Source organism: Halomonas urmiana (genome assembly GCF_005780185.1).
Classification (GTDB): domain Bacteria; phylum Pseudomonadota; class Gammaproteobacteria; order Pseudomonadales; family Halomonadaceae; genus Halomonas; species Halomonas urmiana.
In genome coordinates this window covers 14,290-33,801 of sequence record NZ_VBUI01000008.1, presented here as the reverse complement: position 1 = coordinate 33,801, position 19,512 = coordinate 14,290, and the positions used below count along the sequence as shown (strand labels likewise).

The 19,512-nt window shown below is 68.1% G+C and carries 16 protein-coding genes; 5 read left to right on the top strand and 11 right to left on the bottom strand.

Annotated features, from left to right (window positions below; translation table 11 throughout):
* Positions 1 to 119: 119 nt before the first annotated feature.
* Entirely contained in the window at positions 120 to 1,418 is a 1,299-nt protein-coding gene (gabT, locus tag FEI13_RS06515) for a 4-aminobutyrate--2-oxoglutarate transaminase (RefSeq protein WP_138180580.1), read from the bottom strand.
* A gap of 33 nt (positions 1,419 to 1,451) precedes the next feature.
* Positions 1,452 to 2,897 (bottom strand): NAD-dependent succinate-semialdehyde dehydrogenase, encoded by a 1,446-nt coding sequence (locus tag FEI13_RS06510; protein WP_138180578.1) that lies wholly within the window; start codon positions 2,895 to 2,897, stop codon positions 1,452 to 1,454.
* Between the two features lie 203 nt (positions 2,898 to 3,100).
* Here FEI13_RS06510 and FEI13_RS06505 point away from each other — a divergent pair, with 203 nt between their 5' ends.
* Positions 3,101 to 5,563 (top strand): DUF1266 domain-containing protein, encoded by a 2,463-nt coding sequence (locus FEI13_RS06505; RefSeq protein WP_138180576.1) that lies wholly within the window; start codon positions 3,101 to 3,103, stop codon positions 5,561 to 5,563.
* Positions 5,564 to 5,771: 208 nt separating this feature from the next.
* Positions 5,772 to 6,389, top strand: a complete 618-nt coding sequence (locus FEI13_RS06500) for an NlpC/P60 family protein (RefSeq protein ID WP_240036454.1) — start codon at positions 5,772 to 5,774, stop codon at positions 6,387 to 6,389.
* Positions 6,390 to 6,480: 91 nt separating this feature from the next.
* Here the strand turns inward: FEI13_RS06500 and msrA are convergent, their stop codons facing one another.
* A complete protein-coding gene (gene msrA / locus FEI13_RS06495; RefSeq protein WP_138180574.1) occupies positions 6,481 to 7,113 on the bottom strand; it encodes a peptide-methionine (S)-S-oxide reductase MsrA in 633 nt (210 codons plus the stop codon).
* A gap of 220 nt (positions 7,114 to 7,333) precedes the next feature.
* Here msrA and FEI13_RS06490 point away from each other — a divergent pair, with 220 nt between their 5' ends.
* Entirely contained in the window at positions 7,334 to 9,583 is a 2,250-nt protein-coding gene (locus tag FEI13_RS06490) for an FAD-dependent oxidoreductase (protein WP_240036453.1), read from the top strand.
* Positions 9,583 to 10,242, top strand: coding sequence for a CDP-alcohol phosphatidyltransferase family protein (locus FEI13_RS06485; protein WP_138180572.1), 660 nt, complete (start codon positions 9,583 to 9,585; stop codon positions 10,240 to 10,242). The genes FEI13_RS06490 and FEI13_RS06485 overlap by 1 nt, the downstream gene beginning before the upstream one ends.
* A 173-nt stretch (positions 10,243 to 10,415) precedes the next feature.
* Here the strand turns inward: FEI13_RS06485 and FEI13_RS06480 are convergent, their stop codons facing one another.
* On the bottom strand, positions 10,416 to 10,898 hold the full coding sequence (locus FEI13_RS06480) for an FKBP-type peptidyl-prolyl cis-trans isomerase (RefSeq protein WP_138180570.1): 483 nt from the start codon (positions 10,896 to 10,898) through the stop codon (positions 10,416 to 10,418).
* A 237-nt stretch (positions 10,899 to 11,135) separates the two neighbouring features.
* On the opposite strand from FEI13_RS06480, the gene FEI13_RS06475 reads away from it, so the two are divergent.
* Positions 11,136 to 11,414: a hypothetical protein gene (locus FEI13_RS06475; RefSeq protein WP_138180568.1), complete on the top strand. Its 279-nt coding sequence runs from the start codon at positions 11,136 to 11,138 to the stop codon at positions 11,412 to 11,414.
* A gap of 165 nt (positions 11,415 to 11,579) precedes the next feature.
* On the opposite strand, the gene FEI13_RS06470 is transcribed toward FEI13_RS06475, so the two are convergent.
* The 7 genes from FEI13_RS06470 to mnmA form a co-directional block, all read right to left on the bottom strand.
* A complete protein-coding gene (locus tag FEI13_RS06470; protein ID WP_138180566.1) occupies positions 11,580 to 12,047 on the bottom strand; it encodes an outer membrane lipoprotein in 468 nt (155 codons plus the stop codon).
* 285 nt (positions 12,048 to 12,332) lie between these two features.
* The gene (locus FEI13_RS06465) at positions 12,333 to 13,931 is read right to left on the bottom strand and encodes an isocitrate lyase (protein ID WP_138180564.1); all 1,599 of its coding nucleotides are present in this window, start codon (positions 13,929 to 13,931) and stop codon (positions 12,333 to 12,335) included.
* A 397-nt stretch (positions 13,932 to 14,328) separates the two neighbouring features.
* Positions 14,329 to 14,763, bottom strand: coding sequence for a GNAT family N-acetyltransferase (locus FEI13_RS06460; RefSeq protein WP_138180562.1), 435 nt, complete (start codon positions 14,761 to 14,763; stop codon positions 14,329 to 14,331).
* A gap of 77 nt (positions 14,764 to 14,840) precedes the next feature.
* Positions 14,841 to 16,016 (bottom strand): cupin domain-containing protein, encoded by a 1,176-nt coding sequence (locus tag FEI13_RS06455; protein WP_138180560.1) that lies wholly within the window; start codon positions 16,014 to 16,016, stop codon positions 14,841 to 14,843.
* Between the two features lie 205 nt (positions 16,017 to 16,221).
* Positions 16,222 to 17,586 (bottom strand): adenylosuccinate lyase, encoded by a 1,365-nt coding sequence (gene purB, locus FEI13_RS06450; RefSeq protein WP_138180752.1) that lies wholly within the window; start codon positions 17,584 to 17,586, stop codon positions 16,222 to 16,224.
* A gap of 64 nt (positions 17,587 to 17,650) precedes the next feature.
* Positions 17,651 to 18,292, bottom strand: a complete 642-nt coding sequence (gene hflD, locus FEI13_RS06445; protein WP_138180558.1) for a high frequency lysogenization protein HflD — start codon at positions 18,290 to 18,292, stop codon at positions 17,651 to 17,653.
* A complete protein-coding gene (mnmA, locus tag FEI13_RS06440) occupies positions 18,289 to 19,419 on the bottom strand; it encodes a tRNA 2-thiouridine(34) synthase MnmA (protein ID WP_138180556.1) in 1,131 nt (376 codons plus the stop codon). The genes hflD and mnmA overlap by 4 nt, the downstream gene beginning before the upstream one ends.
* Positions 19,420 to 19,512: the final 93 nt, after the last annotated feature.

The window sequence follows — 19,512 nt, the reverse complement described above, 5'->3', positions numbered from 1 at the left end:
GACCATAGCAGGCTCGACGGCCGACGGCGTCAACGGCGGCCGTCCCCCGACGCAAACCGCCCGGCTGTCTCCAGCCGGGCGGTAGGGTCGTGCGCGGTGTGTCCCGTCAGGGGCCCGCGTCAGGCGGTGGCGGCGCTCTTGCTGCCGACCAGTTCCCTGAGGGACTCCTCGACGATGGCCAGGCCTTCCTCGAGGATCTCGTCCTCGATGGTCACCGGCATCAGGAAGCGGATGGTGTTGCCGTAGAGGCCGCAGGAGAGCAGGATCAGCCCCTTCTCGCGGGTCTTCTTGCACAGCGCGGCGGCGAGCTCGGCGTCCGGGGTGTGGTTGGCCTTGTCGGACACCAGATCGATGGCGGCCATGGCACCCAGGTTGCGGCCGAAGTCGACGCAGTCGAAGTCCTGCTGCCACTGGGCGAAGCGCTTGGCCAGCTTGTCACCGAGCGCCTGGCTCTTGCCGAGGATGTCCTCTTCCTCGAACACCTCGAGCACCGCCAGGGTGGCCGCGCAGGAGACCGGGCTGCCGGTGTAGGTGCCGCCCAGGGAGTTGGGGCCGGAGGCGTCCATATGCTTGTCGGTGCCGACCACGGCGGAGATCGGCATGCCATCGGCCATGCTCTTGGCCATGGTGATGATGTCCGGCTCGACGCCGCTGTGCTCGATGGCGAACAGCTTGCCGGTACGCCCGAAGCCGGACTGCACCTCGTCGACGATCATCAGCATGCCGTGCTCGTCGCAGATCTCGCGGATCGCCTTGAGGAAGCTCGCCGGCGCCGGGTAGAAGCCGCCCTCGCCGAGCACCGGCTCGAGCACGATGGCCGCGGTGTCCTTGGGATTGGCATCGGTCTTCAGCGCCATCTTCAGGCCGCGCAGGGCCTCGTCCTCGCTGACGCCGTGGTAGGGCACGGGGTAGGGCGCACGGAAGACGTTGCCCGGCATGCTGCCGAAGTCGGTGGCGTAGGGCGCGACCTTGCCGTTCATCGCCATGGTCATGAAGGTGCGGCCATGGTAGCCGCCGTCGAAGCAGATGACGTTGTTCTTGCCGGTGGCCGCGCGGGCGACCTTGACCGCATTCTCCAGGGCCTCGGCACCGGAGTTGGCGAGCATCACTTTGGCATGGCCGCGTACCGGGGTGACCTGGCTGAGCTTCTCGGCCACCTTCACGTAGCCCTCGTAGGGCATCACGGTCTGGCAGGTGTGCATGACGCGGTCGAGCTGATCCTTGACCGCCTGGACCACCTTGGGATGACGATGGCCGATGTTGAGCACGCCGATGCCGCCGGCGAAGTCGATGATGCGGTTGCCGTCGGCATCCCACACCAGGGCGTTCTCGGCGCGGTCGGCGAACTGGGTGGCCGGGCTTGCGGCACCGCTGGCCACGTAACGCTGCTTGAGGTCGTTGAGCTGTGCGTTGTTCATGGGTCCTGACTCCTTGTTAGACGCTGCGGGCGATCAGAGGCCGCCGACGCAGACGTATTTTAGTTCAGTGTACTCATCCAGGCCGTGGCGCGACCCTTCGCGTCCCAGGCCCGATTCCTTGACGCCGCCGAAGGGGGCAAGCTCGGTGGAGAGAATGCCCTCGTTGACCGCCACCATGCCATATTCGAGCCCTTCCATCACATGCCAGATACGACGATAGTCGCGGGCATAGAAGTAGGCGGCGAGGCCGAATTCGGTGGCATTGGCCATGGCGATGGCCTCGTCATCGGTCTCGAAGCGAAACACCGGGGCCAGCGGGCCGAAGGTCTCTTCGCGCGCCACGCGCATCGCGTCGGTGACGTCGGCGATGATCGTCGGCTCGAAGAAGGTGCCGCCCAGCGCGTGGGGCGCGCCGCCGCACACCAGGCGCCCGCCCTTGTCGAGGGCGTCGGTGATATGCGTCTGCACCTTGTCGACGGCGGCGGCGTTGATCAGCGGGCCCTGCACCACGCCCTCCTCGAGGCCGTTGCCCACCTGGAGCTCGACGACCCGCGCGGCGAGCTTCTCGAGGAAGGCGTCATAGACCCCGGCCTGGACCAGCAGGCGGTTGGTGCACACACAGGTCTGGCCCGAGTTGCGGAACTTGGAGGCCACGGCGCCCTCGACGGCGGCGTCCAGGTCGGCGTCGTCGAAGACGATGAAGGGCGCGTTGCCGCCCAGCTCCATGGAGGCCTTCTTCACCGTGCCGGCACACTGGGCGAGCAGCCGCTTGCCGACCGGGGTGGAGCCGGTGAAGGAAATCTTGCGCACCCGCGGATCGGTGGTCAGCACCTCGCCGATCTCGGCGGGCTTCGAGGCGGTGACCACGTTGATCACCCCGGCGGGGAAGCCGGCCTCCTCGGCGAGCTTGGCCAGCGCCAGGGCGGTCAGCGGCGTGGCCTCGGCGGGCTTGATCACCACCGGGCAGCCCGCGGCCAGGGCCGGGGCGCACTTGCGGGTGATCATGGCCAGCGGGAAGTTCCAGGGGGTGATGGCCGCCACCACGCCGATGGGCTCGCGGAACACCAGGATGCGCTTGTCCGCGCCGTGGCCGGGCAGGGTCTCGCCGGCCACGCGCTTGGCCTCCTCGGCGTAGTACTCCACGAAGGCGGCGCCGTAGGCCACCTCGCCGCGGGACTCGGCGAGCGGCTTGCCCTGCTCGAGGGTCATCAGCCGCGCCAGGGCCTCCTGGTGCTCCATGATGCGATCGAACCAGCCGCGCAGCAGGGCGGCACGCTCCTTGGCGGTCTTCCGGCGCCAGGCCGGCCAGGCGTCCGCGGCCGCGGCGACGGCCTCACGGGCCTGCTCGCCGGTGAGATCCGGGACCTCGGCCAGGCGCTCGCCGGTGGCGGGATTGGTCACGGCGAAGCGGCGTTCGCCGTCTCGCCATTGGCCGGCCACAAAGGCCTTGTCGATCAGCAGCTCGGGGTGCGCAGACATCAGGGTTCCTCGTGATATGATCATCTTGTTTGACGAGTGTGCATTATTTAAAACATGTCGCCAAGCCCGCGTCCAGCGCGATTTTCTCGCGCGAGTCCTTCATGGCCATCGGCGCTGGCACGGCTTTCCGGTACACTATGCCGCCGACTTGCTGCGCTTGGCAGCACTGCACGTTCCTGTTCCGGATGATGGCGAGGTGAGCCTTGGTCGATCCCCTAAATGCCTGGTGGGCCCAGCAGCTGGTGCTGTGTGACTGGGCCTTCGCCCCCGATCCTCTCGCGGTGGATGCCGAGACGGCGGTTGCGCGACTCGCGGCACTCGGGGTCGTCGACCGAGGCGAACTGGGTTGGTGCCTGCTGGAGACCCTCGGCACCGGGAGCGACGTCGACCCGGCCCGGCTGCTGGCCGGCCTGGAGATCATCGCCCTGGCCGGCGGGGCAGGCTGGCTCTGTGAGGCACGCGCCCGCGGCTGGGCCCAGCGGCTGGCCGAGGAGATCACCGCGCGGCACGCGAACCTCGATGCCTGGCTGTCGGCGCTGCTGCATGCCCGCAGCGCCGAAGGCTGGGTGCGCGGCGACGACGGCTTCTATGAGGCGTGCGAGGCGCTGGCGGTCCTCGAACACGACGGCGCCGGCGTGACCTGGGAGATGCTGCAGGAGTGGCTCGCCCATCACCCCCGGGAGGCGGCGCTCTGGCCGACGCCCCCCGAGCATCAGGTATGGCGGCTGCGCGCCGCCTTCTCGCCGGTCCTCGAGCTGCCGGCCGGCGCGCATGACTGGCAGCGCCTCGAGGCCTGTCTGCTCGAGGCGTGGCAGATCCAGGACCGTGACGACTTGGTGCGCAGCCTGCTGTGGCTGGCTGCCCAGGGCGACCGCCACGGCTGGGACCTGGACGCCTCGCGCCTGCTCGAGGCCGATGGCGCGGCGCGCCGGCAGTGGCAGGACGCGCTGGACGGGGGGGAGCGCGATTATGGCCGAGTGCTGCTCGGCTTCCTCGATCGAGGTGAGCCGCTGGAGTGGGCCGCCTGGGACTGGCTTCGGCTGGTCGACCTGGCCTGGGCCGGGGCCTGCCTGGGGTGGCTCGATGAGCAGGAGGCCCAGGACTTCGCTCACCACGGGGCCGATCTGCTGCTGCGTCGCTACAGCGACTGGACGGCGCTCGCGCGGGCCTACCAGCGCGGCCGCAGCCTGTTCGAAGGGCGCAACCTGCTGCCCGCGCTCGAGGCCGACTGGTCGCTGCTGTTGCACTCGCCGGTCAGTCCCTGGAAGACGCCCCTGCAGGGGCTGGTCGCCGACGAGCTCATCGCGGCGTCGCGGGAGGCCCTGCATGCCTGGCGCCGCGATCCGCGCCACTGGGTGCTGGCGCTGGCGACGGTGCGCGAGCCCGAGTTCGCCGCTCGCCAGGGCACGCCACCCGTGCTGCCGGCGGCGCGGCGCGAAGAGGCGCGACACTACCTCGCCGAGACCCTCGACCTGCATGCCGACGAGGGCGTCGAGGCGCTCTCCCGTTACTGGCTGCCGGCCCAGGCCCATCACCTCAATCAGCTGGCCGCGGACGCCGCCCACGGGGCCCTGCCGACGGCCGAGACGCCCTTTGGCCATGCGCTCCCCAAGGAGTTGGCCGGCCGCGACGGCCTGAAGCAGGCCAGCCGCCACGCCGCGACGATCCACATGGCCGAGAAGTTCGCCTTCCACCTGCAGATGGCCATGGACAGCGGCGACTTCGATGCGACCCGCCTGGCCGCGCTGGCGCGTGCCCTGCAGGGCTCGCTGTGCCGTTTCTATCCCGATGCCCGGCGCCTGCTGAAGGCCTGGTCCCAGTGGGAGAGCCTGCTCCCCGAGCCCGAGCAGGCGCCGATGGTCGCCGAGATTCGCTGGCACCTGGAGGATCCCGGTAGCCTCTTCCACTGGCTCGACTGGCGGGGCGGGGAGTGGCACGAGCCCGGTCCGCGGCCGACGCTCGTCCACTTCACGGCCATGGCCATGGTGGGCCCGCTCAACAGTCCGGCCTGGAGCCTGCCCCAGCCGGAGAGCGAGCGCGAGTGCGCGGCCATCCGCGAGTGGGTCGACGGCCACTACGCCCTGCACGGCGCGGCCGAGCTTTGCGAGTTCCTCGATTATCTGATCGAGGCGGGTGATCGCCAGGAGTATCAGATCAACTACGCTCCCTACACCCTCAATCGGGGACGGCTCGCCTCGGAGATCGCCATCCTAGAGAGCGACGAGTGCAGCGAGGAGGAGGGCGCCCACCTGCTGCGCCTGAAGCGGGTCAGGGATGACGAGGACGGCTGCAATGACATCGACCTGGCGGCCTGGGACATCGCCCAGGCGGTGGACCTGGCGATCGCCGGCCGCCAGCTTGGCTGGCTCGAGCAGGACGCCTTCCTGCGCCTGCTCGAGCGCGCCTACGCCCTGGCCAGTGAGCACTACGCGGGCTGGGAGGAGTACGCCCGAGGCCTGCACGCCGGCTTCTCCTTCTTCATGGGCGAGACCCCCGAGCGTGAGAGCTTCCTGGCCGGTTTCCGCCAGGCGCTGGTGGTCTGGCTCTCCGGCGCGCCGCCTCTGGCCGGCGCCTGGGCCAGCCTCGACTTCCCTGGGGCGCGACCGCGCCACTGGGCGCCGCTGCATATCGATACGCTGCCGGGCGACCATCGCACCCTCCACTGAGGGCTCGCCCTGCGATGCGTCTTTGGTTTATAGTCGCCTCGGCGCAGCGCCGCTGTCGGGCCATGGTCCCGCAGTGAGCCGCCGAGAGGCCGCTGTGGCAGTGCCCCCGGCGCATCAGGGAACACTGCCACAGCGACAATCCGCAGGAGCGGAGGAACGCACCGCATCGAGGGAGCAGATGCGGCTCCAGGAACGAGGTCGTTGCAGGATGCTGGACGCTCGCGCGTGTCGTGTGGGAACCCTGGGGGTCGCCTTGCTGATGCTGGCCGGCTGTGCCGCGCCGGGGCCAAGCGATCAGCCGCCGGTCGGCGACTACTTCGCCCGCGACCTGCCGGGCCTGCCCGGCGATCCCCGCATGTCGCCGGTGGACAATCCCATCCTCGAGGCCCGTGGCCTGCGGCATCCGCCCCCGCGGCTGATTCGTCGCGCCCTGCTGGCACAGCACGAGCGCTGGGCCGGCACGCCCTATCGGCTGGGCGGGGAGAGCACCCGGGGCATCGACTGCTCGGCGCTGGTCCAGAACATCTTCAGTGACACCTTCCGTTTCGACCTGCCGCGCACCACCGGCGAGCAGGTTCGCCAAGGGCTCGAGATCGAGCGTGATGCCCTGCGTCCCGGCGACCTGGTGTTCTTCCGCCCGCCCGGCGCCTATCGTCACGTCGGCATCTACGTCGGCGAGGGCCGCTTCCTGCATGCCTCCACCTCCCGGGGCGTGATGATCTCCGAGCTCGATAATCGCTACTGGCAGCGCTACTACTGGCAGGCGCGCCGCACCCTGGAACCGGTGCTGCTGGCTCGGCGCCTCGACACCCTGGGCGAAGGCTGAGGGGGCGGCATGAGCGCGAAGCGCTCCCCGCCTGGTGGCGCACCACTCTGGCGCTCGCCGCCTGGCTGTGGCGAGGCGAGCGCCGCGAGGCTCAGGGCGCCGAGTGGGCGCTGGCCTCCTCGCCCCAGACCTCCTCGAGCCGATCGACGCGGCCGCAGGCCGACTTGTAGAAGCGGTAGCGCACCTGATTCTCGGCATAGTAGTTCTGGTGGTAATCCTCGGCCGGGTAGAAGGCATCGAAGTCGCTGATCTCGGTGGCGATCTCCCGGTCGAAGCGCTCGGCCACGGCCTCACGGCTGGCCTCGGCCAGGGCGCGCTGCTCGGCATCCATGGGGAAGATGGCGCTGCGATAGGAGGCGCCCTTGTCGCAGAACTGGCGATTCACGGCAAAGGGATCGATGTTGCGCCAGAACACGTGCAGTAGGGTCTCGTAGTCGACCCGCTCGGGGTCGTAATCGATCTTGACCGCCTCGGTGTGACCCGTTCCGCCGGCCACAACCTGCTGGTAGGTCGGGTTCTCCGTGTGCCCGCCGGTGAATCCCGAGGTGGTGGCGGTCACGCCATCGACCTTGTCGTAGGCCTCTTCCATGCACCAGAAACAGCCTCCAGCGAAGACCGCGCTGGCTGACTCCGCGCTGGCCTGAGAGGGACTCCCCAGCAGGATGGCGACCGGCAGGGCCAGCAGCGCAAGGGGCCGCAGGGTAGGGAAGGAGGATCGATTCATGGGTGGCTCCATTGATGAGAGGTGTTAGATTGGAGGCTATCGATTGCCCAGGGTTCCGTACAAGCTCTGTTCAATAATGTGAGCAGTGTAAGGGACCCCGTCCCGCGGCGACAGAGGGGCGTTGCCATGCGGGGGCGTTGCCATGCGGGCCCCCGCCCGGCTCAGGCTTCATCTGCCTTCATCGACGTGACCCTCACACCTTCTCGACCAGGAGCCTCCTTTGACTCGACGACGTCTGATACTCGCGGCCGTGATCGCCCTGCTGGTGGCGGCCTATTTCCTCACCGGCGCCGACGAGGTCCTGACGCTTGCCAACCTGCAGGCCGAGCAGGACCGCTTCCAGGCCTGGCTGGCCGCCGATCCTCTGACCGTTGCCGGCGGCTTCTTCTTGATCTACGTGGTCATCACCGCGGTCTCGCTGCCCGGGGCGACCCTGCTGACGCTGCTCGGCGGGGCGCTGTTCGGGCTCGGCTGGGGGCTGCTGCTGATCTCCTTCGCCAGCAGCCTGGGCGCGACGCTCGCCGCGCTGATCGCCCGCACCCTGGCGCGCGAGCCGCTGGAGCGGCGTTTCGCCACCCAGCTCGAGCGCATCAACGCCGGCATCGAGCGCGAGGGGGCCTTCTACCTGTTCACCCTGCGGCTGATCCCGCTCTTCCCCTTCTTCGTGATCAACCTGGTGATGGGCCTGACCCGCATGCGGCTCACGACCTTCTACTGGGTCAGCCAGCTGGGCATGCTGCCCGGCACCGCGGTCTATGTGAACGCGGGTCGCGAGCTGGGCCAGCTGGAGTCGCTGGCCGGTATCCTCTCGCCGGGCCTGATCGGCTCCTTCGTGCTGATCGGCCTCTTTCCCTGGTTGGCGCGTGGCCTGGTGGCCATCGGCAAGCGCCGCCAGCTGGCCCGTCGTTTCGCGCGACCGTCCCGCTTCGACCAGGACATCGTGGTGATCGGCGGCGGCTCGGCGGGGCTGGTGGCGAGCTACATCGCCTCGGCGGTGAAGGCCCGGGTGGCGCTGGTCGAGCGCGACCGGCTGGGCGGCGACTGCCTCAATACCGGCTGCGTGCCCTCCAAGGCGCTGATCCGTGCCGCCCGCCTCACCAGCGAGATTCGCGAGGCCCCGCGCTACGGTGTCTCCGCCGGGGCGCCCGAGGTGGACTTCGCCGCGGTGATGGGCCACGTGCACCGGGCCATCCGTGAGGTGGAGCCCCACGACAGCCGCGAGCGCTACGCGGGGCTGGGCGTCGAGGTGATCGCCGGCGATGCCGTCCTCGACGACCCCTGGCGGGTGCGGATCCGGGAGGGTGAGACGGAGCGGGTGATCACCACCCGCCACGTGATCATCGCCAGCGGGGCGCGCCCGCGGGTGCCGCCCCTGCCGGGCCTCGAGACCATCGAGGTGCTCACCTCGGACAACCTCTGGCAGCTCGAGACGCTGCCCGAGCGGCTGGTGGTGCTGGGTGGCGGTCCGATCGGCTGCGAGCTCGGGCAGAGCTTCGCCCGGCTGGGCAGCCGGGTGTCGCTGGTGGAGATGGGCGAGCAGCTGCTGCCCCGGGAGGATCGCGACGTGGCCGGCGAGCTCGAGGCGCGGCTCGCCGAGGAGGGCGTCTCGGTGCGCCTCGCCACCCGGGCGCGGCGGGTGCTCTCCGACGACCACGGCGGCCACGTGCTGGAGGTCGAGCACGGCGACGAGCACGGCGAGGCGCACCTCGAGCGCCTGCCTTTCAGCCACCTGCTGGTGGCGGTGGGGCGCCAGGCCAACGTCCAGGGGCTGGGCCTCGAGGCGCTGGGGGTCGAGACTCGCGGCGATGGCACCCTGGCCGTGAACGAAACGCTGCAGAGCGTGCTGCCCAACGTCTGGGCCTGTGGCGACGTGGCCGGCCCCTACCAGCTGACCCACGCCAGCGCCCACCAGGCCTGGCATGCCACGGTCAATGCGCTGTTCGGCGAGTTCAAGCGCTTTCGCGTCAGCTATCGGGCCCTGCCGGCGGTCACCTTCACCGACCCCGAGGTGGCTCGCGTCGGCCTCAACGAGCGCGAGGCCCACCAGCAGGGCGTGGCGGTTGAGGTAACCCGTTACGCCCTGAGCGAGCTGGACCGGGCCATCGCCGAGGGCAGCACCCGCGGGTTCGTCAAGGTGCTGACCGTGCCTGGCCGCGACCGCTTGTTGGGCGCGACCATCGTGGGCCCGGGCGCGGGGGAGATGTTGGCCGAGTTCACCCTGGCGATGACCCACGGCATCGGGCTCAACAAGCTGCTGGGCACCATCCACCCCTATCCGACCCACAGCGAGGCGGTCAAGGCGACGGCGGGAGTGTGGAAGAACGCCCACAAGCCGGAGCGTGTGCTGGGCTGGCTGTCGCGCTACTTCGCCTGGCGGCGCGGCCCAGCGGTTGAGAAAGCCGCCGAGTCAGCGGGCGAGCAAGCGACTGAGCAAGCGACTGGGAAAGCGACTGGGAAAGGGGGGCAGTAATGTTCGATCGCTGGACCATGCCCCTCGCCCAGGCGCCGCTGACGCGCCTGGCGCGGGGCCTTGCGAGGTGGCGGGTGCGTCCCGACCAGGTGACGATGGCGGCCTTCCTGGTCGGCATGCTGGCGCTGCCTCTGCTGGCCCTGGAGTGGTATCTGCCGGCGCTGGCCACGATCCTGCTCAACCGGCTGGGCGACGGGCTGGACGGGGCGCTGGCCCGGCTCCTGGGCCGGGCCAGCGACGCCGGCGGTTTTCTCGACATCGGCCTGGACTTCGTCTTCTACGCAGCGGTGGTGCTTGGCTTCGCCCTGGCCGACCCGGTCGCCCATGCCCTGGCGGCGGCCCTGCTGCTGTTCGCCTTCATCGGCACGGGGACCTCCTTCCTGGCCTTCGCCATCATGGCCACCCGCCACGGCTTGGATCGACCGCGTTTCCAGCAGAAGGCCTTCTACTACCTGCACGGGCTGACCGAGGGCACCGAGACGGTGCTGGCCTTCGTGGTGTTCTGCCTGTTCCCCGAGCACTTCGCGCTGCTCGCCACGCTGTTCGCCGCGGCCTGTCTGCTGACCACCGCCACCCGGCTGTGGGGCGGCTACCGGACCCTGCGGGCCTTCGAGGCGGAGGAGGATGCGGCCCAGGCCGGGCAGGAGGTTACTCGCTGACGGCGCGTGAGCGGAATCGGGTAGACGACGCCGAGCCGCCTCCAGACGCACCGCCTCCGAGGCGAACCGCCTCCGGTCGATCCGAAACGACGAAGGGGCAGCCCATGGCTGCCCCTTCGCGTCGTGTCATGCCGGATTCGCCGTCAGGCGGGGGCATGCTGTCGGCGATGCGATCAGTGCTCGTGACCGTCTTCACCGTGCACGTGGCCGTGCTCGACCTCTTCCTCGCTGGCCTCGCGGACTTCGGCGATCTCGACGTCGAAGTTCAGGGACTGACCGGCGAGCGGGTGGTTGCCGTCGACGGTGACGGTATCACCCTCGACCTGGGTCACGGTGACCATCAGCGGGCCGCCCTGGGTCTGCGCCTGGAACTGCATGCCCGGCTCGACGCTTTCGACGCCCTGGAAGGCATCGCGCGGCACTTCCTGCACCAGCTGGGGCTGAATCTCGCCATAGCCTTCCTCCGGGGCAACCTGTGCCTGGAGCTTGTCGCCAGCCGCGCGACCTTCCAGTTGCTTCTCGAGGCCCGGAATGATGTTGCCGGCGCCGTGGAGGTAGGTCAGCGGCTCGCGGCCTTCCGAGCTGTCCAGCACTTCACCTGCGTCGTTGGTCAGGGTGTAGTGGAACGCGACAACGGAATTCTGCGCAATCTGCATTGAAGAACCTTTCGGTGAGTGCATGTGGCCAACCATGGTAACGCGCCGGTCAAGCGGCTGTCAGGGGCATTGAGGAAATTCAGGATGTGCCGGGCGAGCCTGAGCGCTATTCACCCTGGCGCGCCGGCCGATCCGCCGCCAGGGACTGTCGGACTGTTGCGTGGTCCATCGGGCGGGGATACCCTGACAGACCGAGATTTCTGCCCCTTACGTTCGCCCCTTTACCTGGAGAATGCCATGACCCCGATCCTGATTTGGCTGATCGCCTTCGCCGTCGTCCTGACGCTGCTGCTAAAACGCTGGGATGCCTCGATCAACCGTGGGCTCGATGGGCTGCTGCCCGCCGTGCTACGCAGCGAGGACGACCGCTGGGTCTGGTGTCCGGCGCTCGCGGTGCTGGTCGCCACCGCCGTGGTGCAGCCGGTCGACCTGCTGCTCACCCTGATCATCATCGGCGTGCTGGCGTTGATCGGCACCAAGCTGGCCGGCTGGGTCGTCAACAAGGTGCAGCACTGAGTCCCCGGCTGAGCCTGTCGCGAGAGGCGAGGCGTTCACGCTGACACGCCCTCCAGCATTGATGCATTGAAAAAGGCCCGCGGAGCGCTCCGCGGGCCTTTTCATGTCGGTCAGTGTCTTGCCAATCCGTTCATGGCGATCAGGCCGCCCCTGACCTCACCGCCCTCAGTAGGGCGCAACGCTGGCGCTTGCGCCGCTGCCGATGATGCGCACGCGCTGGCCCACCTGGAAATTCTGGTCGGCCTTCTGGACGATGACCACGCTCTGGCCGTTGTCCTGGCGGATCTCGATTTCCCAGGCCGGAATCAGGTTGCTGGACTCCTCGACCTTGGAGCCGGCCAGGCTGCCGGCGATCACCCCGGCCGCCGTGGCGAGGGTGCGGCCCGAACCGCCGCCGACCTGATTGCCCAGCAGGCCGCCGATCACCGCGCCGCCGCCGGTACCGATCAGCCCGCCGGCACGGCTGTCGGCCTGGATCTGCACCTGGCGCAGGGCGGTGATGGTGCCGAAGGTGACGGACTGGGCCGCCTTGGCCTGGTTGCCGCTATAGACGTTGCCGGAGTAGGGCGAGGTGTTGGCGCAACCGGCCAGCGTCAGGACGCTCAGGGCGAGAACGGGAAGAAAGCGCTTCATGAGGAGATCTCCTTGATGTCCTTGAGGAACACTCAGCCATACAGGGACGGCCAAAGGTTAATGGACAGTGTTCGCTAATGAGTCTACCCATCGCGAGGGGGCTTGGCCAGCGTTCTGGCCATGATGATGGCGAGTGTAGCGCCGGGGCGAGGCGAGCAGTATGAAAACAATCAGCAAAAAACAATCCGCATGAAAAAAGGGAGGCCATGAAGGCCTCCCCGGGGTTAGCGATGAGGGGCAGCGATCGGCCCAGGCGATTGTCCTGGGGCGATCGGGCCCGCCTCCTCAGCCGAACTGGTTCATGGTGTTGTCCTTGCCTCCGGCCTTGAGGGCCGCCTCGCCGTGGAAGAACTCCTTGTGGTCATCGCCGATGTTGGAGCCGGCCATGTCCTGGTGCTTGACGGTGGCGATGCCCTCGCGGATCTCCTTGCGCTGCACGCCCGCCACGTAGGCCAGCATGCCCTCGTCGCCGAAGTAGCCCTTGGCCAGGTTGTCGGTCGACAGGGCCGCGGTGTGGTAGGTCGGCAGGGTGATCAGGTGGTGGAAGATCCCGGCCTCGCGGGCGCCGTCGCGCTGGAAGTTGCGGGTCCATTCGTCGGCCAGCTGCCCAAGCTCGGTCTCGTCGTACTTGGCATTCATCAGGTCGGCGCGCTCGTAGGCGGAGACGTCCTTGCCTTCCTGCTCCCAGGCGTCGAAGACCTGCTGGCGGAAGTTCAGGGTCCAGTTGAAGGACGGCGAGTTGTTGTAGACCAGCTTGGCGTCCGGGCAGACCTCGCGGATGCGGTTGACCATGCCGGCGATCTGGCCGACGTGGGGCTTCTCGGTCTCGATCCACAGCAGGTCGGCGCCGTTCTGCAGGCTGGTGATGCAGTCTAGCACCACCCGATCCTCGCCGGTGCCCGGCTTGAACTCGTAGAGACCGGAAGCCAGGCGCTTGACCTTGACCAGCTTGCCGTCCTGCTTGATGACCACGTCGCCGTTGTTGATGTCGGAGGCACTGGCGATCTCGTCGCCGTCCAGGTAGCTGTTGTACTGATCGCCCAGGTCGCCCGGCTCGTTGGTCACGGCGATCTTCTGGGTCAGGCCGGCGCCCAGGGAGTCGGTGCGAGCGACGATCACGCCATCCTCGACGCCGAGCTCCAGGAAGGCGTAGCGCACGGCGTTGATCTTGGCGATGAAGTCCTCGTGGGGCACGGTGACCTTGCCGGCCTGGTGGCCGCACTGCTTCTCGTCGGAGACCTGGTTTTCGATCTGGATGCAGCAGGCGCCCGCCTCGATCATCTTCTTGGCCAGCAGGTAAGTGGCCTCGGCATTGCCGAAGCCGGCATCGATGTCGGCGATGATCGGCACGACGTGCGTCTCGAAGCCGTCGATCTTCGCCATGGCCTCGTCGGCCTTGGCCTGGTCACCGGCCTTGTGCGCCTCTTCCAGGTCGCGGAACAGGTGGTTCAGCTCCCAGGTGTCTGCCTGGCGAAGGAAGGTGTAGAGCTCCTCGATCAGCGACGGCACGCTGGTCTTCTCGTGCATGGACTGGTCGGGCAGCGGGCCGAACTCGGAGCGCAGCGCGGCGACCATCCAGCCGGAAAGGTAGAGGTAGGAGCGCTTGGTGGTGTTGAAGTGCTTCTTGATGGAGATCAGCTTCTGCTGGCCGATGAAGCCGTGCCAGCAGCCCAGCGACTGGGTGTACTGTGAGCTGTCGGCGTCGTAGGCGGCCATGTCCTCGCGCATGATCTTCGCGGTGTAGCGGGCGATGTCCAGGCCGGTCTGAAAGCGATTCTGTACCCGCATGCGGGCGGCGTGCTCAGGGTTGACATTGTCCCACTTGCCTTGCTGGGCTTCGCGCAGTTGAGCCAGTGCCTTGAGTTCGTCTTTGTATGTCGTCATGGGGCCATCCTTCAGGTCAGGAGTGGAATCTCACGATCGCAGCCATCCGTCGCTGCGCGTCGCCAAGGTCGCCTGCTGCATCATTCGGCCAAGCCTGTGAATCCGGAAAGCCTTATGCTGCATCTGCGAAGTGTCTTCAGGTTCCACCAGTGCCGTCGGGTTGTCTCTACGGCCTTGGTCGAACCCCGGCGAGAGTGAGGAGGGAGGATCCTTCATGCCGCTGAGGCAGCTGATCGGCGACCCTGCCTCCCTCGCCATGGATTCCACTATGGCCCCGTATGACGGGCGTTCACCATTCCCCCTTGGGTGCAGAAGGCGTTGTAACTCGACTACAGGAGGGCGGTGGGCGCCGCCTTTCGTGTAGTCGAATGCCGAGAAGGACATGGCGGGACTCGGCTCAATCCTGCAGCGGGAGGTGCATGTTGCGGTGCGCAATACCGGCGTCCATGAACTCGCCACCGACGGCCTCGAAGCCCAGCCGCTCGTAGAAGGCCAGGGCGTGGGTCTGGGCGGCGAGTTCCACCCTAGGGTGGCCGTCGCGACGGGCGGCCTCGATGGCGGCCTGCATCAAGGCCACCCCGATGCCGCTGCCTCGAGCCTCGGCAAGCACCGCCACCCGACCGATGTGGGCGTCGGGCAGCAGCCGCGCGGTGCCTACCGGGCGGCCGTCCTGCAGGGCCAGGAAGTGGCGACAGGCGCTGTCGCGCCCGTCCCACTCCTCCTCGGCGGGGACGCGCTGCTCCTCGATGAAGACGACGCGACGAATCGCGGTGGCTTCGGGGCCAAGGGCCTCCCAGCTTCCTTCACGAATTTCCACGCTTTTCTTATGCATGATGGGCCCCTCCCGGCCGGATCATGGTTCCCTTGCCCCTTGCCCCTTGCCCCTTGCCCCTTGCCCCTTGCTCCTTGCTACTCCTCGAACTCGTCGGTCCAGGCGAGGCTGCCGGCATCGCGCAGGGCGGCGAGCAGTGCGGGCGCCTCCGGGAAGGCCAGCAGCGCCGCGTTCAGGGGAGCGTCGGAGGCCAGCGTGCGAGCCAGCGGTAGGGCGCATACCACGCCGTCGCCGTCGGCAAACAGCGTCGCCCGCGTCTCGTCCAGGGCCCGCCAGGCGAAGCGCGAGCCGGGGCTGCGCACCAGCTGCTCGCCCTCCTGTAGTGCGGTGACAAGCTCCTCGGCCTCGGTCGGCGTCTCGGTGGGGACCAGCTGGTCGGCGTACTTGGGTTGGGTCATCACCCGACCGAACCACTGGGCCAGCTGGGCTGGATCGTCGAGGGTGTCGAGGATCAGCTGGCGCATGCGGGCCACGGCGGCATCGTCGAGCTCGGCGGGGTCCGCCGGAGGCGCCATGCCGGCGTCGGCGTAGCGTCGTGAGGCCGGCAGCTGCTCGCCGAGGTAGTCGGCGTAGGAGGTGATGGCCTCGTCGGCCGAGGGCGCGCGGAAGCCGACCGAGAGCGTCAGGCAGTCGTCGGACTGGCTGACGCCGTGGTGAGCCCAGGCGGGGGGGAGGTAGAGCATGTCGCCTGGCTCCAGGACCCAGTCCTGGTCGGCCTCAACCTCGAAGCGCTCGAGGATGCGCAGGTCGATGCCCGCAAGGATCGGCGCCTCGTCAGACACCTGGCCGCCGAGCTGCCAGCGCCGGGTGCCCTGGCCCTGGAGCAGGAAGACGTCGTACTGGTCGACGTGGGGGCCGACGCTGCCGCCAGGCGGCGCGTAGCTGATCATGACGTCGTCGAGGCGCCAGCGTGGCAGGAAGGTGAAGTGCTCGAGCAGCGCGGCGACCTCGGGCACGTAGTGATCCACGGCCTGCACCAGTAGGGTCCAGTCGCGCTCGGGCAGCCGGGCGAAGGTGGCATCACTGAAGGGGCCGTGGCTGACCTGCCAGGGGCCTTTGGGACCGCGCTCCTCGACCAGGCGGGCCTCGATGTTCTCCTCGCAGGCCAGGCCGGCCAGCTCATCGGGGGCGAGGGGGCACTGGAAGTCGGGGAAGGCGCCGCGGATCAGCAGCGGCTTGCGCTGCCAGTGGTCGCGCAGGAACTCGGCGGCAGAGAGGCCGCCGAGCATGGGCAGGGGCGTATCGGTTGACATAAGGATCCTGGGACTCGAATGGGATGGGTAAGCAACCGGGCCATAGCGTGAAGCTGGAAGAGCGCCCGCTTCGCGGGCTTGAGCGTGAAGCTGGAAGTACCCTCTTGCTCTCCCGGCAGAAGGCGGCATGCTGCCTTCCAGCTTCCAGCTTCCAGCTTCCAGCTTCCAGCTTCCAGCTTCCAGCTTCCAGCTTCCAGCTTCCAGCTTAGAGCTTGCGAGCTTGCTCGCTGGCGTTGCCGATGTAGCTGGCCGGGCTGAGTGCCTTGAGCTCGCTCTTCACCTCGGCGGGCAGCTCGAGGGTATCGATGAAGGCGGCGAAACCGGTCTGGTCGATGCGCTTGCCGCGAGTCAGCTCCTTGAGCTTCTCGTAGGGCTTCTCGATGCCGTAGCGGCGCATCACGGTCTGGATCGGCTCGGCGAGCACCTCCCAGCTGTTGTCGAGGTCCTCAGCCAGGCGCGTCGGGTTGGCCTCGAGCTTGGAGATGCCCTTGAGCGAGGCCTGGTAGGCGATCATGCCGTAGGCCAGGCCCACGCCGAGGTTGCGCAGCACAGTGGAGTCGGTGAGATCGCGTTGCCAACGGGAGATCGGCAGCTTCTGAGCCAGGTGGCCGAGCACGGCGTTGGCGAGCCCCAGGTTGCCCTCGGAGTTCTCGAAGTCGATCGGGTTGACCTTGTGAGGCATGGTCGAGGAGCCGATCTCACCGGCCACGGTGCGCTGTTTGAAGTAGCCCAGCGAGATGTAGCCCCAGACATCGCGATCGAAGTCGATGAGGATGGTGTTGAAACGGCAGACCGCATCGAACAGTTCGGCGATGTAGTCGTGGGGCTCGATCTGGGTGGTGTAGGGGTTGAAGGTCAGGCCCAGCCCCTCGACGAAGCGCTGGGCATTGGCTTCCCAGTCCACCTCGGGGTAGGTGGTGAGGTGGGCGTTGTAGTTACCCACCGCGCCGTTGATCTTGCCGAAGATCTCGACCGTCTCGATCTGTTTGAGCTGGCGACGCAGGCGGTAGGCGACGTTGGCCATCTCCTTGCCGAGCGTGGTGGGGCTCGCGGTCTGGCCGTGAGTGCGCGAGAGCATCGGCTGGGCGGCGTGCTCCTCGGCCAGGCGGGCGATCTCGTCGGCGACCCGGTGCATCATCGGCAGCAGCACCTTGAGGCCGTCGGTCAGCATCACGCCGTGGGAGAGGTTGTTGATGTCCTCGCTAGTGCAGGCGAAGTGCACGAACTCGGTGACCGCATGCAGCTCTGGCTGGTCGGCGATCTTCTCCTTGATGAAGTACTCCACCGCCTTGACGTCGTGGTTGGTGGTGCGCTCGATGGTCTTGATGCGCTCGGCATCCGCCAGCGAGAAGTCGCGCAGCAGGGCCTCGAGGTGCGCGGTGGCCTCGGCGGAGAGCCTAGGCACCTCGGTGATTTGCGGGTGCTCGGCGAGGCACTCCAGCCAGCGGATCTCGACGATGACCCGGGCGCGGATCAGCCCGAACTCGCTGAAGTGCTCGCGCAGGGCGGCGGCCTTGGACTCGTAACGGCCATCGACGGGAGAGAGGGCGGTGAGGGCGGAGAGAGGCAGGGGAGCGGCTTGCATGGGTCGGATTCCGGTCGAGGGGTGGTAACGGGGGTGATGAAAAGGCGGATCAGCCCAGCTGGTCCAGGGCTTTCTTCAAGGCGCCGCGCTGGAAGACCAGCTTCCAGCGCCGGCCCCCCTGCTGATGCCAGAGTAAGGCGAAGCGGATGCCGGCGAGCAGGATGGCGCGAACGCGCTCCGGCATCATGCGGCTTTGCAGCAGCGAGGGGTCGCCCTGGACGACGATCCGTGTCTTGAGCATCGAGAGCGTCTCCTGGTAGGCCTCGCCGAGGCTCGAGATGACGTTCTCGTGGGTCGCGCCGAAGTGCTCGGCCTGACCCTGGATGCGCGTCAGGCGCGTCCCCAGATCGTCCATCATGGCGTCGTTGGTACGCAGCTGATTCATCAGCATTAGTAGCGAGAAGCCGTAGCGCAGCACCACCGGATTGACCTGCTGGCGGCCGACCACGCCCTCGAGCACCTCGAGGCCCTGGCGCAGGTTGTTGGGGTGGCCGCCGTAGATCGCCTCGAAGCTCTCCGGGTTGGTGTCCAGGGTGGCGCGGATCAGGGTCTCCCAGGCGCGCTGGTCGGTCTGTCCGGTGCGGGCGAGCTCGTCGACCAGATAGGCGGCCTGAAAGACCCCGGCCAGCGCCAGGGCCTGGCGAGCGGCCGGCGTGTCCGGGGCACGGTGGATCGGGGTCGAGGCGGTCATTGTCCGGGCTCCGTGGCGTTCCAGGTGGTGTGGATCACGCCGCCGCCCAGGCAGATATCGCCGTCGTAGAGCACCAGCGACTGCCCCGGCGTCACGGCACGCTGGGGATCGTCGAAGCGCACCTCGACGCCGCCATCTTCCCGCGTGCGGAACGTACAGGGCACGTCGGCCTGGCGATAGCGGGTCTTGGCGGTGAGGCGACCCTCGGCAGCGGGGGCCTCGCCGGCCACCCAGTCCATGGCCTCGGTGGCCAGGCTGTCGGTATAGAGCAGCGGGTGGTGCTTGCCCTGCACGGCGACGAGCACGTTGCGCGTGAGATCCTTGGCGGCCACGTACCAGGGCGCGTCGGGGTGATCGGCGAGCCCGCCGATGCCGAGCCCCTGGCGCTGGCCCAGGGTGTAGTACATCAGGCCCATGTGCTCGCCGATCACCTCGCCCGCGGGCGTCTCGATCACGCCGGGCTGGGCGGGCAGGTACTGCTTGAGGAAGTCGCTGAAGCGGCGCTCGCCGATGAAGCAGATCCCGGTCGAGTCCTTCTTGCGCGCGGTGACTAGGTCGTGGCGCTCGGCGATGGCGCGCACCTCGGGTTTCTCGAGCTCGCCCACCGGGAAGAGGGTGCGGGCGATGGCGGCCTCCGGCACAGCGTGCAGGAAGTAGCTCTGGTCCTTGTTGGCGTCGAGGCCTCTGAGCAGTCTTGGGCGTTCGTTGCCATCGAGATGACCGCGCACCTGCCCTTCACGAACATAGTGGCCGGTGGCGATCTTCTCGGCACCGAGCATCTCGGCGTACTCGAGGAACACCTTGAACTTGATCTCGCGGTTGCAGAGGATGTCCGGGTTCGGGGTGCGGCCCGCCTGGTATTCGGCCAGGAAGTGCTCGAAGACGTTGTCCCAGTATTCGGCGGCAAAGTTGGCGGTGTGCAGCGTGATGCCGAGTTTCTGGCACACGGCCTCGGCATCCGCCAGGTCCTCCTTGGCGGTGCAGTACTCCGTGCCGTCGTCCTCGTCCCAGTTCTTCATGAACAGGCCTTCGACCTCGTACCCCTGCTCGAGCAGCAGCAGGGCGGACACGGAGGAGTCGACGCCGCCGGACATGCCGACGATCACCTTGCCTGTGGTGGCGGTCATGGGCGCTCTCGGATTGAGTGTGTCGCAAATGGGCTGGGATTATACATGATACGAGCGCCGTGCGCCGAGCCGCCAAGTTCCAAGGAACAAGGA